Genomic DNA, 16,137 nt, shown 5'->3' with positions numbered 1-16,137 from the left:
ATCATTGCAATTATAAATTATGAGCAAATTTATTTTATCCTTTGATCAGGGAACCACAAGTTCAAGGGCAATTGTATTTAATAAGGAAGGAAGTATTATATCCATCGCACAAAAGGAGTTTAAACAGATTTACCCTCAACCAGGATGGGTAGAACATAACGCCAGTGAAATATGGACCAGCCAAATTTCTGTAGCCACTGAAGCTATAGTAAAAGCAGGACTTACCCCTACCGACATTGCGGCAATAGGTATCACCAACCAGCGTGAGACTACAGTATTATGGGATAGGAAAACCGGAGAGCCTCTGTACAACGCTATTGTATGGCAAGACAGGCGCACTTCTGGTTATTGCGATGAACTTAGAGCTAAAGGTCTGGCCAAAAATATACAGGAAAAAACAGGACTTATTTTAGATGCCTATTTTTCGGCGACCAAAATAAAATGGATCCTTGATCATGTAGAAGGTGCAAGAGAAAAGGCGGCAGCAGGAGAAATCGCTTTTGGAACGATCGACTCCTGGTTGATCTGGAATTTGACTGATGGAAGAGTACATGTTACTGATGTAAGTAATGCATCAAGAACAATGATATACAACATTCACACACTTGACTGGGACCAGGAATTACTGGATCTCTTTGATATTCCAAGAAGCATTCTCCCGGAAGTTAAATCATCAAGTGAGGTTTACGGGGAAACAACCGGCAATGTGCTTGCTGCAAAAATTCCAATTGCAGGAATTGCAGGCGACCAGCAGGCCGCGCTATTCGGACAAATGTGTACACAGGTGGGTATGGTGAAAAACACTTATGGAACAGGCTGCTTTATGCTGATGAATATTGGCGATAAGCCTATTACTTCGCAAAACAACCTCATCACAACCATAGCCTGGAAAATAAACGGTAAAGTTCAATATGCACTAGAGGGCAGTATTTTTATAGGCGGAGCTGTAGTGCAATGGCTAAGAGATGGGCTGGGTATCATTCAAACATCAGCTGATGTGGAGAAACTGGCACTCCAGGTAAAGGATACCGGAGGCGTATACCTGGTTCCTGCATTTGCAGGACTTGGCGCACCGCACTGGAATCAGGACGCAAGGGGCACGATAACCGGCATTACCAGGGGAACAACGGCATCACACCTGGCCAGGGCTGCTGTAGAAAGTATTGCTTTTCAAACCATGGAGGTATTAAAAGCTATGGAAGCCGACTCTGGGCTTAGCATTAAAGAATTAAGGGTAGATGGAGGCGCAACAGCCAATGATATGCTGATGCAGTTTCAGGCCGACCTGCTGGATACTACTGTAATTCGTCCGAAAGTAACTGAAGTAACCGCTTTAGGAGCCGCATATCTCGCCGGTCTTGCAGTAGGTTACTGGGACAGCATGGACGACATTAGCGGACAATGGAAAATTGACAAGAACTTTAATGCTGGTGCCGCAGAGAACATTCCCGAACGGATTAAAGGCTGGAACAGAGCTGTTAAGGCAGCAAAAGCAGCCGCAGAAGATTAACTAAACCTATAAACACATTTTAATTTAGCCTATATGTCTCCTTTTTTAGCCGAAATTCTCGGCACAATGTTTTTGATTTTGTTGGGCAACGGAGTTGTTGCTAACGTGGTTTTGAAAGGAACCAAAGGGAATGGCGGTGGTTGGATAGTGATCACTACTGCCTGGGCGCTTGCTGTATTTGTTGGGGTGGTTATTGCCGCCCCATATAGCGGCGCGCACCTGAACCCGGCAGTAACCATTGGCCTGGCCATAGCCGGAAAATTTAGCTGGGTCGATGCACCCACCTATATTGCAGCACAGTTTATCGGTGCCATGCTAGGGGCTTTCCTGGTTTGGTTGTTGTTCAAAGACTTCTATGCCGGAACGGAAGACAAAGGGGCAAAACATGCCACCTTCTGCACCGCGCCTGCCATTCCAAATACAGTCTCCAACCTCATCAGTGAGATCATTGGAACCTTTGTGCTGATCTTTGTGATCTTTCACTTTACAGGCGCTGAAATGGGCGTAGATAAAAACCCTATCGGATTAGGCTCTATTGGTGCCCTGCCGGTAACATTTCTGGTTTGGGTAATCGGTTTATCTCTTGGCGGGACCACAGGTTATGCTATTAATCCAGCCAGAGATCTTGGCCCGAGGATTATGCATGCCATATTACCCGTTGCCGGAAAAGGTGGTAACAACTGGGGCTATGCCTGGATTCCGGTAGTTGGACCAATCATTGGCTGCGCATTGGCTGCTGTTTTATACTTGTGTATAAAGGGATAGGGCCGTTTAAAAACATCAGAACAATATTTCACAAAAAGCCTAACTAGTCCAGATCATTAGTTAGGCTTTTCAATTAAAAACCCACCACCGGGTATCGAAAAGTATAATACACGGACATTAAATTAGCCTGCTATCGTACTGGTATTCGACTGCTATTGGACTGGTCTCCTACTGCTTATATCAGATTAAACTCTATTTTTAGCTAACTTTATTACCATTTCCGGTTATACTCACTGATATTTCTTATTTAACTTCAAGTTGTGATCCTAATGTCAGGTCACTGTAAACCAAATATTTATGGGACGTATGAAGTTTGGCCCTCTGGGGCCGTTTATAGGAAAAGTGGGCGCATTAATTGGGTATATCAGGCGTGGGACATTTGTAGTAAGGGCACTGCCACATCCATCGCATAAACCTGCTACAGAAAAACAACTTATTTCACGAAAACAATTTTCGATGGCGATGCAATTCGTGAAACCAATTAACAATTTTGTAAGTTTCAGCTTTCATCCCGACACAAAGGGGACTACCAGAATACCACAAAACGCTGCGACTTCCTATTTAAGAAAATTGGCAATACAAGGCGATTATCCAGATTATTGGATTGACTTTTCTAAGGTAATTATGAGTAAAGGCGACTTACCGCTTCCTCTTCGCCCATCGGTCGAATTGTCAGATCGCACGTTAACTTTTAAATGGGAAAATGATCCGGAAACATGTTATAAACGGAATGAGGATCAGGTTTTACTCATGGCCTATTTCCCTGATATTAAACATGCGAATTTTGTTGTTGGTGGAGCCAGAAGAACGGCGGGAATGGATATTTTACAAATTTATCCAACTTCAACAGGTATATCCGGGGACCATGGGACTACAGCTGTAGAAACTTATATTGCTTTTATCAGTAATGACAGACAACAGGTATCTGATAGTATATACCTGGGCAGATTGGAGCTTTATTAAACAAATAAAGCTGCTCGAAGTCGAACAGCTTTATCAATTTTACGATCTATTTTCGTTATGCGGAGAGTGAGAGATTCGAACTCTCGATACCCTTTTGGGGTATACACACTTTCCAGGCGTGCTCCTTCGACCACTCGGACAACTCTCCGTTTTTGCGGATTGCAAAAGTAGAAAAATTTTTGAATGCTAAGGAATATTAATCAATAACCGTAATCTTTAGCATGTTGGTTTTTCCTTTGGCTTCCATAGGAATTGCAGCAGTGTTAATGATAACATCTCCCTTTTTGATCATTTTAAGCTTTTTAAGCAAGTTATTCACGTCCTGAATAGTTTCATCAGTACTTTCAAACTTATCGTAATAGAAGCCCTGTACACCCCATAAAAGACTCAATGTATTTAGCAGAGATCTGTTACTGGTGAAGATATAAGTAAGTGCTTTAGGCCTGTTGCTTGATATTTCAAAAGCAGTGTAACCACTTAATGTCATAGATACGATACCAACAGCATTAGTTTGTTTCGATAAGAAACAAGCTGAATCGCAAATTGCATCACTTAGGAAACTCTCAGAATTTGGTTTAAGGAATTTTTCCGGATGGAAAGGATAATTGTTCACCTCAATGTTCTGAATGATTTTCTGCATTGTTTCGATAACAATTAGCGGGAATTCACCAACTGATGTCTCACCACTCAGCATCACTGCATCAGCACCATCAAGTACCGAGTTGGCAACGTCATTCACCTCAGCACGTGTTGGCCTAGGCGTAGTGATCATACTCTCCAGCATTTGAGTAGCAATAATTACCGGTTTTGATGCTGCACGGCATTTTTTAACAATCATTTTTTGCAACAAAGGAACTTCTTCCATCGGCATTTCAACTCCAAGATCTCCACGGGCAACCATGATACCGTCTGAAACCGCAATAATCTCATCGATGTTTGCAATAGCTTCAGGCTTTTCAATTTTAGCGATTACACGTGCAGTTTTACCCCTTTGCTTAATGATGTCTTTTAATTCAATAATATCTTCAGCATTACGTACAAAAGAAAGTCCGATCCATTCTACATCGTTTTCGAGAACGAATTCAAGATTTTTACGGTCTTCGAGAGTAAGAGATGGGATAGAAACTTTTGTATTTGGCAGGTTCACTCCTTTTCTTGAAGTCAGGATACCACCATGAACAATTTCACAAATTACTTCATCCACAAGATTGGTTTCAATCACGCGCATTTGCAATTTACCATCATCCAACAAAATAATTTCGCCAGCTTTTACGTCTTTCGGAAAGCTTTCATAAGTGATATAAATACGCTCTTCGCTACCGATACATTCTTTGGTAGTGATCACCGTCTGGGCTCCGTTAATCAACTGAATTCCACCGTCCTTAACCATACCAATTCTAATCTTTGGACCTTGCAAATCTGCAAGTATACCAACGTTATAATTGTGTTTTTCATTAAGTGCGCGGATGGTATCCAGAACCTCCTGGTGATCAGCCTGAGAACCGTGAGAAAAATTTAAACGGCAAACATCCAGTCCGGCATTAAACATACTATATAAAACTTCAGGTTTAGCTGAAGCAGGGCCTAATGTGGCAACAATTTTTGTTCTAGAATGAAATGGTTTCATTGAGTTATTTTTTTTATTACAGACCGACAAACGAGCGTTTATCAATATACAGAAAACCGATGCCAGCCTGATTTTTTAAAGTTATCTGCTTTTTTATGTAAATCAAATATAGTGTATTTTGTACACCTTCACATATAAAATTTACATTATCAAATTTTCTTTCGATCTTAATTTTGCAGGGTCAATCTGCGCAGCAACCTGAATATCAGGCATTTTGTTAAGTCCGCCAATAATATAGTTCAAATCTTCTTTGTCAATATATTGATGAATAACCATAAAAAAATCAACTTTATTCATCTCCGGAATTAAAAATCCTTCGGCATTTCGGTTGTTAACGACGTAATATTCGATCTCTCCCTGCTCAACAAAATAATAATATTTAGAAAAGGACAACGGTTCTTCATCGATATTAAAGTAAACTTCGTGGTCATCAATCTTTTCGAAATCAAAATTTAGAAGGGTATTAATCTTGTGGCACAGAACATAATCCTTTAAAGAGGCTGTAATCGCTATTAAAACAAAATCGAGATCTAAGGAGAGTTTTAAGTAAGTTTTGTTCAAAACAGAATATTTTACGGAAATACGAAATTATAAAACTAATTTTACAATGATCTTCAAATTTTGCATTGATGTTCAAAATAAAAACATTAAAATTGGTACTGAAATAAAAACATTTGAAATGTGTAAGAATTTATTTTTCTTTGCACTGAATTATTTAACCATTAAATTATAACATTATGTCTGATATTGCTTCAAGAGTTAAGGCTATTATCGTTGAAAAATTAGGTGTGGATGAAAACGAAGTTACACCAGAAGCTTCTTTCACTAACGACTTGGGTGCGGATTCTTTAGATACAGTAGAACTTATTATGGAGTTTGAAAAAGAATTCAATGTAGCAATTCCTGATGATCAAGCTGAAACCATTGGTACAGTTGGTCAAGCAATTGCTTACTTAGAGAAAAACGTTAAGTAAAAATACGGTTTCCGTATAATCCGTATAAATGGAATTAAAAAGAGTAGTAGTTACAGGGCTAGGTGCGCTCACTCCAATTGGCAATACCATCCCAGAGTTCTGGGATGGTTTGATCAATGGGGTGAGTGGTGCTGGCCCTATTACCAGTTTTGACACGTCAAAGTTCAAGACCAAATTTGCATGCGAGCTTAAAAATTTCAACGCTGAAGATCATTTAGACAAGAAAGAAGCCCGTAAATTAGATCCATTTGTCCAGTACGCTTTAGTTTCCACAGAGGAAGCTGTAAAAGATGGTAATTTCGATTTTTCACAGCTGGACACCAATCGTATTGGTGTAATCTGGGGTTCTGGTATTGGCGGATTTAAGACGTTTCAGGAAGAAATGAAGAACTTCTTCTTAGGTGATGGTACGCCACGCATAAATCCGTTCTTTATCCCGAAAGTTATTATTGACATTGTTCCTGGCCATATTTCTATAAAATATGGATTAAGAGGACCAAATTTCGCAACAGTTTCTGCCTGTGCTTCAGCCACAAACGCTATGATCGATGCTTACAACTATATTCGTCTGAATATGTGTGATGTAGTAATCAGCGGAGGTTCTGAAGCCATCATCAACGAAGCCGGTATAGGTGGATTTAACGCCATGCATGCCCTTTCAACCAGAAATGACGACCCGAAAACAGCTTCCAGACCATTTGACAGAGACCGCGACGGTTTTGTTGCTGGTGAAGGAGCCGGAACGATCATTCTGGAAGAACTTGAACATGCTAAAAAACGTGGTGCTAAGATCTATGCTGAGTTAGTTGGCGGAGGAATGAGTGCTGATGCGAATCATATTACAGCTCCACATCCGCAAGGTTTAGGAGCGAGAATGGTGATGACAAATGCCCTGAATGATGCCGGATTAACGACTGCAGACATTGATTACATCAATGTTCATGGGACATCCACTCCATTGGGAGACATCTCTGAAAGCAGAGCCATCGTCGACTTATATGGCGAAGACGCATACAAATTGAACATCAGTTCAACAAAATCAATGACAGGACACTTATTGGGTGCTGCTGGTGCAGTTGAGGCTATTGCTGCAATTCTTGCAGTGAAAAACGACATTGTTCCACCAACAATTAACCACTTCAATGATGATCCTGAATGTGATCCGAAATTAAATTTCACTTTTAACAAGGCGCAAAAACGCACCATCCGTGCTGCTCAGAGCAATACATTTGGTTTTGGTGGTCATAATGCGTCTGTGATTTTCAAAAAGTACGAAGAATAGATCGCTTTATATGGAAGCTACGTGATGTCGCTTCCTTTAATTTTTTAGTAATTAATGCCATTATTTAATCTGTATAAGCTTTATCTTTCGCCTGATAAGGTCTTTATAAGAAAGTTGAAAAACATATTAGGCTTTGTGCCTGGAAATGCCATTTTGTATAAAATGGCATTCAGGCATAGGTCTGTGGCAAAGATTCTAAAAAATGGAAGCAGAAGCAGCAATGAACGTCTTGAGTTTCTAGGTGATGCGATATTGGGTTCTGTAATTGCAGAGTTGCTTTTCAAAAGTTATCCTTATAAAGAAGAAGGATTCCTTACAGAAATGCGTTCTAAAATTGTAAACCGGGCCAATTTGAATCAGCTTGCCCGCAAAATGGGATTTGATCAGCTGATTGTATTCGACCAAAAAGCTGTAAACATCCAAACCAAGCATCATTCTATGCTTGGAGATGCTTTCGAAGCGCTAATTGGCGCCATTTACCTCGATAAAGGCTACAATTTCACTAAAGATTTCTTACTTAAAAGGATCGTTAAGCCCTATGTTGACATCCACACCCTTGAGCTTACTGAAACCAATTTCAAAAGTAAACTGATTGAATGGTGCCAGCGCCATGGAAAAGACATTACTTTTGACATGATTGATAATGAGGTTGGGGAAAGCACTAAACTTTTTACCATTCAGGCGGTTATTGAAGGTGAAAGCTACGGCATCGGTCGTGATTACAACAAGAAAAACGCTGAGAAATTAGCTGCAGAAAAAACCTGCGAAGCCCTTTCTATTTAAGCTTCCTTAATTTTTCCCCAGGGTATCTGTATACTTTTTATACGAATCTCTAATGTGCTTAATGGCATCATACTGTGTCCATTTTTTAGCTTTTCCATATTCAGGTCTATAATCCAGCATAAATTTTTCGAGATGATCTCCTTTCAGATCGGTATTGTTCTGTATTAAAAATTCATTAAAGAAACCATCAATCAGGCTCTGCTGCATTTCAGTCTCGTAGAAACGTCCAAATCTCCTTGCGTTCTTAGGTGTCCTGCCAATCAATTCATAAACGGCCGTTAAAGGTTTAAACAAAAAGGCAAGAAATGGCGGTTTACCCTGGTAAAAAGAGCCCTTATTTCTATATTCTCTTTTCATTGCATCGAATTCCTGCTTTTTGCTTTGCCCGCTGATATTTACTTCTTTCAGCATTCGTCCACCCTGCAGGTAAACCAAAATATCCTTATTGCTGGCAACGACTACCTCGGTATCAGAGAAATCTCTTTTAATCACTAACAGCGTATCGCCAACACTCGCTTTAATTTGAAATAGGCCAAAATCATTACTGGCAACCCTATATCCTGTCCGCTTATTGGTAACCTCCGAACCGGCAATACGATTTGAGGTCCCCTTTTCAAACACAACACCACCCAATAAAAAATCCTGAGCCAGGACAGTGGGGATGGAGCTTAGAAAAAATGCCCAAAACAGTAAAATATTTAGTGGATTATACTTCATCACAGATCAGATATTGATGTAAAACTAACCATTGTTTAGCAATTAGCTTAGTTAAAAAAAGTTAAATGAGTTTGAAAAGCCAATAAATTATATCTTTGCACATGATAAAATCAATGACAGGATATGGCCTGGCCTCTATAGATCATCAAAATGTAAAATTTGCTGTAGAGATTAAATCCCTGAACAGTAAATTTTTAGAGCTCAATCTAAAATTACCTAAAGCCTTTTCAGATAAGGAATTACTATTACGCAACGTATGCAGTAAAGAAATAGAACGCGGAAAAGTCGGCGTTTCTATAAATATTGAACGTGGTGAAGAAGCTTTAAAAGGTGCCACCATTAATGCTGCATTACTAAGTAAATATTACAAAGAACTGGAAGCGATCAACATCAGTTTAGGTGCAAATTCAAGCAATCTATTACAGGCGGTACTTAACTTTCCAGACGTGATCAGCTATGTTGATGATGAGGTAAGTGAAAATGATTGGGCAATCCTGAATGATACTTTCAATAAGGCATTAGCTAATTTCAATCAGTTCAGAGAAACTGAAGGAAGTGTTTTAAAAGCTGATCTGGAACTAAGGATTAAAAATATTCTTAGCTTTTTCGGACAAATCGAAGTATTGGAACCGCTTAGAATTCCTCAGATCAAGACTAGATTAAACCAGTTTTTAGAAGAAAACGTAGGTAAAATCAATGTTGATCAGAACCGTTTAGAGCAGGAATTGATCTATTATATCGACAAATTAGATATTACTGAAGAAAAAATACGCTTAAGAAGTCATTGTGATTATTTTAATGAGACTTTAAAAAGCAAAGATGCCAATGGAAAGAAACTAGGTTTTATCTCACAGGAGATTGGCAGAGAAATCAATACCATGGGTGCTAAGGCTAATGATGCGCAAATCCAGCAACTGGTTGTTGGTATGAAAGAAGAACTGGAAAAAATTAAAGAACAATTATTAAACGTTTTGTAAGTACCAATGAAACAAGGTAAACTCATTATATTTTCTGCACCGTCTGGAGCAGGCAAAACCACTATCGTTAAACATTTACTTACGAAATTTCCATCGCTATGCTTTTCGATTTCCGCTACTACGCGTGAATCACGTGGGGATGAAAAAAATGAAAAAGACTATTATTTTATTTCCAAAGAAGACTTTCTGCACAAAATAGCTCATCAGGAATTCGTTGAGTTTGAAGAAGTTTATACCGGTACTTTTTATGGTACTTTAAGATCAGAAATTGAACGCATCTGGGATAACGATCAACATGTGATATTTGACATTGATGTTGAAGGAGGCTTGCGTTTAAAACGTAAGTATGAAGACGATGCTTTAGCTATATTTGTACAGCCACCTTCATTAGAGATCTTAAAAGAACGTTTAACCGGCAGAGGGACTGACAGTCCGGAAAAGCTTCAGGAACGCTTTGTTAAGGCGGAAAAAGAACTGGCTTACGCGGATAAATTCGACGTAATCCTTAAAAACTTTGATTTAGAAACAGCTTGTCTTGAGGCTGAAAAATTAGTAGGAGATTTTTTAAAGAAATAACCATTATGACAGGACTCTTCTTTGGCTCATATAACCCCATCCACATTGGTCATTTAATTATAGCCAACTACATGGCCAGTTTTACGGGTCTCAAAGAAGTATGGCTGGTGGTCTCGCCGCACAATCCATTAAAGAACAAAGACAGTCTGACGAGCATGTACGACAGGCTGGAAATGGCTAAACTGGCGACCGAGACATCCGACAAGATTAAAGTCAGCGATATTGAATTTAACCTGCCCCAGCCCTCCTATACCATTGATACTTTAGCTTATTTACAGGAGAAATATCCGGGTAAAGCGTTTGCGCTAATCATGGGCGCAGACAACCTCGCCTCTTTCAAAAAGTGGAAAAATTACGAGGTTATTTTAAAAAACTATGAGATTTATGTCTATCCCAGACCTGGGATAGACATCTCTGAATGGGCAAATCACCCCTCAATTAAGATCACTGAGACTCCTCAGATGGACATTTCTTCCAGCTTTATTCGCAAAGGAATTGCAGCAGGTAAAAATGTACAGTATTTTGTTCCAGACAATGTGCTCTCTTTTATAGACAGCAAGAACATGTATCGTTAAGTTCTGTATATCAAAAAGATAGTTGGTTTTTTATGGAGATCTATCCGCTCCTGGCGCCACTGACCAACTGACATTGTTTTCACAAATTCATCTTCTGCGGTTAGGTTACTGGCTACGCAAAGTAAAGTTTGGGCCGCAGCATTTTTAAGGATATCCTCAAAAAGGTGGTTATTACGGAAAGGTGTCTCGATGAATATCTGGGTTTGCTTTTTAGTCTGCGCCAATTGCTCCAACTCCTTAATCCGTTTGCCTCTTTCTACCTTATCAATTGGCAGGTAACCGTTAAAAGTGAAGCTCTGTCCGTTAAAGCCTGAGGCCATTAAAGCCAGCAAAATAGAACTTGGTCCTACCAGTGGCACTACCTTTATTCCACGTTTGTGTGCTTCCAGAATCACATCAGCTCCCGGATCAGCCACTCCTGGGCATCCTGCCTCACTCATCAGTCCCACATCTTTTCCCGTCATCAATTCCTTAAAATAAGGCACCATGGAGTCGTTACGCTTGTGTTTTCCGTAATCATGGATTACCAAATCACTTTGCGGAGTTTTTATTCCGGCCTCTTTTAAAAACTTACGCGCTGTCTTCTCATTCTCAACAATATAAGTGCTTAAAGCGTTGATGGTCTCCCCTAAAAAAGCCGTATAAGATTTTTGAGCAGCATTTTCTGCGAGAGGAACAGGGATAAGAAATAATGTACCTTTTGTCATTCGTAATTAGGATTTAACATACAAAATAAGAGAATTATTTGGTGTAAAGCGCACAATTCCTCAATTTAATTAAATCTGGCCTCAACATCACAATGTAATATTTTAGTAAGGACATTAAACTTTTTGCGTGTTTTGGACCTCAAATTGATACAATAAAAACGTTAGGTAAAATTAATACACACACAAATGAAGAACATGATCAAATTACCGGCTATTGTACTTGGGCTATTGCTCTTGTTAACCGGCACAACACAAAAGGTTATGGCCCAGGGGGAAGATGTGTCTTTACAATCTTTCTATGACGAGCTGTCTCCTTATGGAACCTGGATACAGGATCCACAGTATGGGTACGTTTGGCGACCGGATGTAGAACAGGGAGATTTCAGACCTTATTACACTAACGGGCGCTGGGTGATGACCGAGTATGGAAACACCTGGGTATCTAATTACGACTGGGGCTGGGCTCCTTTCCATTACGGAAGGTGGGTTTATAACCGTTATAACGAATGGGTTTGGATCCCTGATACTGTATGGGGACCTGCATGGGTAAGCTGGAGAACTGGTGGTGGCTACTATGGATGGGCACCAATGGGACCTAGTGTGAGCATCAACATCAATTTCAACATTCCTGACCTGTGGTGGGTATTTATTCCGCAGAGAAATATTTATTACGACAGTTTTCCAAGATACTATTCACGTAGAAATGTGGTCATCATCAACAACACGACCATCATTAACAATACTTATGTGCGCAACAGGAGAACCTATTATACCGGTCCAAGAGCTGACGATATCAGACGTGCAACCAGACAGGATGTAAGGGTTTATAATGTAAATAATACAGGCAGACCGAGCAGAACCCAGATCGATGGAAACAGTGTAAACATTTACACACCAAGACCGTCGAGAGGAAGTAACAATGCCGTAGCAGCGCCAAGACGATCTATTAGAGGCGAAGGCCACACCGCCATAAGGGAAGGTCGTAATCCGGCTCAGGATGGTTCAACAACAAATCGTCCTTCCAGAGGTGAGACCCAGAGAGATAATAACAGAACAGGCGTAACAACACCTTCTACAAGAGAAGGAAGGCCTGTTTACGATAACAATTCAAGACCTTCAAGAACTGAGAATCCTCGAAGTACAGGATCAAATCAGTCGGAAAGGTCTGAAAGAGTAAGGCCAACCAGAGAGAACCCAACACAAAGGCCGCAGCAAGTGCAGCCGGTTCCTCAACAACCTGCAGAACGTCCAGCGCAACAGCAGCAACAAAGACCTGAAGCACAACGTCCGCAAAGACAGGAAATGCCACAACGTCAGGAAAGACCTGTGCGTGAGCCGCAACAACAAAGGGCTGAAACTCCTCGTCAACAACAAAGGCAAGAGCAACCCCAACGTCAGGAAAGCAGACCGGCACCGCAACAGCAACAACAAAGGCCTGAGCGTACTCAACAAAGTCCGCCGCCTTCAAGAAGCAATGAAAACAGAGGCGGTAGCCAACGCGAAGAGCGTGGTGGTGGAGAACGTGGTGGAGAAAGATCTCAAGAAAGACAAGGCCGTGGTGGAAGAGGTTAACCAACCAAGCTAATTCTGGAAAAACCGATGAATATAATCGTCGGTTTTTCTTTTATATATTATAATTATCTTTGCAGCCGCGTCAAGCGCACAGGCTTAATTCTTTATGATTCACCCAGAAATAGAAAAACGAAAAACATTCGCCATCATTAGTCACCCCGATGCAGGTAAAACAACCTTAACGGAGAAATTCCTACTCTTTGGCGGCGCCATCAATACGGCTGGAGCGGTAAAACGCAACAAGGCCAATCAGAGTAACACTTCCGATTTTATGGAAATAGAGAAACAGCGTGGAATCTCTGTGGCTACTTCTGTAATGGGATTTGAATATAGTGGCAAGCGTATCAATATCCTGGATACACCTGGTCACAAAGATTTCGCAGAAGATACCTACCGTACTTTATCTGCCGTGGATAGTGTTATCCTGGTTGTGGATTGCGTGAAAGGTGTGGAGGAACAGACGGAAAAACTAATGTCCGTATGTAGGATGCGTAATACTCCGGTAATCATTTTCATCAATAAAATGGACCGTGAGGGTAAGGATGCATTCGATTTGCTTGATGAAATAGAAAGTAAATTAAACATCAGCCTTTGCCCTTTATCCTGGCCAATTGGACAAGGACATACATTTAAAGGAGTTTACAGCATTTATAACAAACACTTAAACCTGTTTGAACCTGACAAAGCAAAAATCAGTGCGCCGGTAATTGAGGTGAACGACCTGAACGATGAGAACCTGAACAAGTTCTTAAAACCTAAGGAGCTTGATGGCTTAAAAGGCGACCTGGAACTGGTACACGGGGTTTATGGTGACCTGGATAAGAGCATGTATATTGAGGGCTTACTGGCCCCAGTGTTCTTTGGTAGTGCCATCAATAACTTTGGTATCAAGGAGTTGCTGGATACTTTCATCAATATCGCCCCAAGTCCGAAAGGCCGTGAGGCAGAGCAACGCGAGGTTGCTGCAGAAGAGAAGAACTTCTCTGGTTTTGTATTTAAAATCCATGCCAACCTTGATCCTAAACACCGCGACAGAATTGCCTTTATGCGGGTTTGTTCAGGTAAATTTGAGCGTAATAAATTTTATTATCATACCCGTCAGGACAAGAAACTGAAATTCTCCAACCCAATGGATTTCATGGCCAATGAAAAAAGCATTGTTGAAGAGGCATGGCCTGGAGATGTTGTAGGTTTGTATGACAGTGGAAACTTTAAAATCGGCGACACGCTTACAGAAGGAGAAAAACTTCAATTTAAAGGCATTCCTAGCTTCTCTCCTGAGATATTTAAGGAATTAGAGAACAGAGACCCATTAAAAACAAAACAGCTGGAGAAGGGCATACAACAGCTTACCGAAGAAGGTGTAGCACAATTGTTTATCATGCAGCCCGGAAATCGTAAGGTGGTTGGTGCTGTAGGTGAACTTCAATTTGAGGTAATTGCCTTCCGTCTGGAGCATGAGTACGGTGCTAAAGCGGCATTCAGGATGCTGAGCTACACGCGCTCCAACTGGGTAACTTCAAAAGACAAGACAAAGATGGCAGAATTCCTGAAAAGGAAGCAAGCGCATATCGGGGCGGATAAAGACGGCAACCCAGTTTATCTTGCAGACAATGAGTTTATGATCAATATGACGATGAGGGATTATCCGGATATCGAGTTCCACAAAACATCAGAGTTTAAATAACCCCCTGAATAACGAATCAAACAAAAAGGGCTTGTATCACATGGATACAAGCCCTTTTTGTTTATAAGGTGCATTTCCTAAGCCAGCAAAGCTGCAATCGCGCTATGTGTCTTTTCAAATTTAAACTGCGACAATATTTCTTCCATCATCACTTCAATTTCATTATTGCACAGGTTCCCGATACTTCCTTCGTGGGTATGGTTTACAGCCTTTCCAGGAGCAAAAGTTCCGTTATCTATAGATTCACCAACTATTTTATAAGCTTCCCTGAAAGGGGTGCCATTTAATGCCAGTTCATTCACTACTTCAACACTAAACAGGTAAGCATACTTTTTATCCTCAAGAATATTGTCTTTAACGCTAATGTTCTGCAACATAAAAGTGGTCATCTCCAAACACTCATTTAAAGAAGTGATTGCAGGGAAAAGGTTTTCTTTTAACAGCTGCAGATCGCGGTGATAGCCTGAAGGCAGATTCGTGATCATCATGGCAATTTCGTTTGGCAAAGCCTGTATTTTATTGCAACGCGAACGGATCAGTTCAAATACATCCGGATTCTTTTTATGCGGCATAATGCTTGATCCGGTTGTCAGCTCATCAGGGAAGCTGATAAATCCGAAATTCTGATTGATAAACAGGCAAACATCCATGGCCATTTTTGCCAGGGAAGCTGCAACCGAAGACATCGCCTGCGCTAATATCCTTTCTGTTTTGCCCCTACCCATCTGGGCATATACCACATTATAATTTAGGCGTTCAAAGCCCAGCAGCTGTGTTGTCATTGTCCTGTTTAAAGGGAATGATGAACCATAGCCCGCAGCAGAACCCAATGGGTTTTTGTTGCAAATCTTCCAGGCAGCAAGCATCAGTTCCATATCATCAACCAGGCTTTCTGCATAAGCCCCAAACCACAATCCAAATGAGGAAGGCATGGCGATTTGCAAATGCGTATAACCCGGTAACAATTTAGCTGCATGCATATTGCTTAAAGCAATCAGTTGTTCAAACAACACGTTGGTATTGCCAACCATTTCTTCAATGCAACTTCTGAAATACAGTTTCAGATCAACCAAAACCTGATCGTTACGTGAACGTCCGCTATGTATTTTTTTCCCTGCCTCCCCTATTCTTTGGGTCAGCAGCCACTCTACCTGCGAGTGTACATCTTCAACAGTATCTTCAATAACAAACTTTCCGTCTGCTATTTCCGCATAGATATTTTTAAGTTCCTTTTGAATCTGGGCGAGCTCATCGGCAGTAAGCAGACCGATGCTTTCCAGCATTTCTACATGTGCAAGTGAGCCTAAAACATCAAAAGCGGCCATTTGTAAATCGAGTTCCCTGTCTTTACCTACCGTAAAAGTTTCAATATCTTTATTTACATCAATATTTTTTTGCCAGATCTTCATGTCTTTTGTTGTG

16 protein-coding genes and 1 tRNA gene are annotated in these 16,137 nt (G+C 40.6%); 11 read left to right on the top strand and 6 right to left on the bottom strand.

From position 1 onward, the window contains the following. Window positions 1–19: 19 nt before the first annotated feature. The 3 genes from glpK (at window position 20) to B9A18_RS08065 (ending at window position 3,238) form a co-directional block, all read left to right on the top strand. Window positions 20–1,510, top strand: a complete 1,491-nt coding sequence (gene glpK, locus B9A18_RS08075) for a glycerol kinase GlpK (RefSeq protein ID WP_084288722.1) — start codon at window positions 20–22, stop codon at window positions 1,508–1,510. Between the two features lie 33 nt (window positions 1,511–1,543). Continuing rightward, entirely contained in the window at window positions 1,544–2,275 is a 732-nt protein-coding gene (locus B9A18_RS08070) for an MIP/aquaporin family protein (RefSeq protein WP_084288721.1), read from the top strand. Window positions 2,276–2,572: 297 nt separating this feature from the next. After that, window positions 2,573–3,238: a DUF6266 family protein gene (locus B9A18_RS08065; RefSeq protein ID WP_144009422.1), complete on the top strand. Its 666-nt coding sequence runs from the start codon at window positions 2,573–2,575 to the stop codon at window positions 3,236–3,238. 60 nt (window positions 3,239–3,298) lie between these two features. On the opposite strand, the gene B9A18_RS08060 is transcribed toward B9A18_RS08065, so the two are convergent. From B9A18_RS08060 to B9A18_RS08050, 3 genes are all read right to left on the bottom strand, one after another. Further along, window positions 3,299–3,386 (bottom strand) — tRNA-Ser (locus B9A18_RS08060). A gap of 48 nt (window positions 3,387–3,434) precedes the next feature. After that, complete coding sequence (gene pyk / locus B9A18_RS08055) at window positions 3,435–4,865, bottom strand: pyruvate kinase (RefSeq protein WP_084288719.1); 1,431 nt, start codon at window positions 4,863–4,865, stop codon at window positions 3,435–3,437. Window positions 4,866–5,006: 141 nt separating this feature from the next. Further along, window positions 5,007–5,426, bottom strand: a complete 420-nt coding sequence (locus B9A18_RS08050) for an IPExxxVDY family protein (protein WP_084288718.1) — start codon at window positions 5,424–5,426, stop codon at window positions 5,007–5,009. A gap of 176 nt (window positions 5,427–5,602) precedes the next feature. On the opposite strand from B9A18_RS08050, the gene B9A18_RS08045 reads away from it, so the two are divergent. From B9A18_RS08045 to rnc, 3 genes are read left to right on the top strand one after another with little or no spacing between them, the layout of a single operon-like run. Then, the gene (locus tag B9A18_RS08045) at window positions 5,603–5,839 is read left to right on the top strand and encodes an acyl carrier protein (protein ID WP_008241990.1); all 237 of its coding nucleotides are present in this window, start codon (window positions 5,603–5,605) and stop codon (window positions 5,837–5,839) included. Between the two features lie 28 nt (window positions 5,840–5,867). Beyond that, window positions 5,868–7,121, top strand: coding sequence for a beta-ketoacyl-ACP synthase II (gene fabF / locus B9A18_RS08040; protein WP_084288717.1), 1,254 nt, complete (start codon window positions 5,868–5,870; stop codon window positions 7,119–7,121). Between the two features lie 54 nt (window positions 7,122–7,175). Then, entirely contained in the window at window positions 7,176–7,904 is a 729-nt protein-coding gene (gene rnc / locus B9A18_RS08035) for a ribonuclease III (RefSeq protein WP_200816324.1), read from the top strand. Between the two features lie 6 nt (window positions 7,905–7,910). On the opposite strand, the gene B9A18_RS08030 is transcribed toward rnc, so the two are convergent. Continuing rightward, window positions 7,911–8,621 (bottom strand): hypothetical protein, encoded by a 711-nt coding sequence (locus tag B9A18_RS08030; protein WP_235005263.1) that lies wholly within the window; start codon window positions 8,619–8,621, stop codon window positions 7,911–7,913. Window positions 8,622–8,734: 113 nt separating this feature from the next. Here B9A18_RS08030 and B9A18_RS08025 point away from each other — a divergent pair, with 113 nt between their 5' ends. Genes B9A18_RS08025 through nadD form a run of 3 tightly spaced genes read left to right on the top strand, consistent with a single transcriptional unit; the run spans window position 8,735 to window position 10,749 of the window. Further along, window positions 8,735–9,598 (top strand): YicC/YloC family endoribonuclease, encoded by an 864-nt coding sequence (locus B9A18_RS08025; protein WP_084288715.1) that lies wholly within the window; start codon window positions 8,735–8,737, stop codon window positions 9,596–9,598. A 6-nt stretch (window positions 9,599–9,604) separates the two neighbouring features. Further along, window positions 9,605–10,174 (top strand): guanylate kinase, encoded by a 570-nt coding sequence (gene gmk / locus B9A18_RS08020; RefSeq protein WP_084288714.1) that lies wholly within the window; start codon window positions 9,605–9,607, stop codon window positions 10,172–10,174. 2 nt (window positions 10,175–10,176) lie between these two features. Continuing rightward, window positions 10,177–10,749 carry a nicotinate (nicotinamide) nucleotide adenylyltransferase gene (gene nadD, locus B9A18_RS08015; RefSeq protein ID WP_084288713.1) on the top strand — a complete coding sequence of 191 codons (573 nt, stop codon included), beginning with the start codon at window positions 10,177–10,179 and terminating at the stop codon, window positions 10,747–10,749. Here nadD and B9A18_RS08010 read toward each other — a convergent pair. Then, window positions 10,746–11,456, bottom strand: a complete 711-nt coding sequence (locus B9A18_RS08010) for an SAM-dependent methyltransferase (protein ID WP_084288712.1) — start codon at window positions 11,454–11,456, stop codon at window positions 10,746–10,748. The two genes, nadD and B9A18_RS08010, sit on opposite strands and share 4 nt — an antisense overlap. Window positions 11,457–11,642: 186 nt before the next feature. On the opposite strand from B9A18_RS08010, the gene B9A18_RS08005 reads away from it, so the two are divergent. Next, window positions 11,643–13,028 carry a DUF6600 domain-containing protein gene (locus B9A18_RS08005; RefSeq protein ID WP_084288711.1) on the top strand — a complete coding sequence of 462 codons (1,386 nt, stop codon included), beginning with the start codon at window positions 11,643–11,645 and terminating at the stop codon, window positions 13,026–13,028. A 106-nt stretch (window positions 13,029–13,134) separates the two neighbouring features. Then, entirely contained in the window at window positions 13,135–14,715 is a 1,581-nt protein-coding gene (locus B9A18_RS08000; RefSeq protein WP_084288710.1) for a peptide chain release factor 3, read from the top strand. A 77-nt stretch (window positions 14,716–14,792) separates the two neighbouring features. On the opposite strand, the gene argH is transcribed toward B9A18_RS08000, so the two are convergent. Then, window positions 14,793–16,124, bottom strand: coding sequence for an argininosuccinate lyase (gene argH, locus B9A18_RS07995; protein WP_084288800.1), 1,332 nt, complete (start codon window positions 16,122–16,124; stop codon window positions 14,793–14,795). Between the last annotated feature and the right edge of the window lie 13 nt (window positions 16,125–16,137).

It is taken from the genome of Pedobacter nyackensis (genome assembly GCF_900176505.1).
Lineage (GTDB): Bacteria > Bacteroidota > Bacteroidia > Sphingobacteriales > Sphingobacteriaceae > Pedobacter > Pedobacter nyackensis.
Note: the sequence above shows the minus strand (reverse complement) of the source record. Positions and strands in the feature narration are given on the sequence as shown.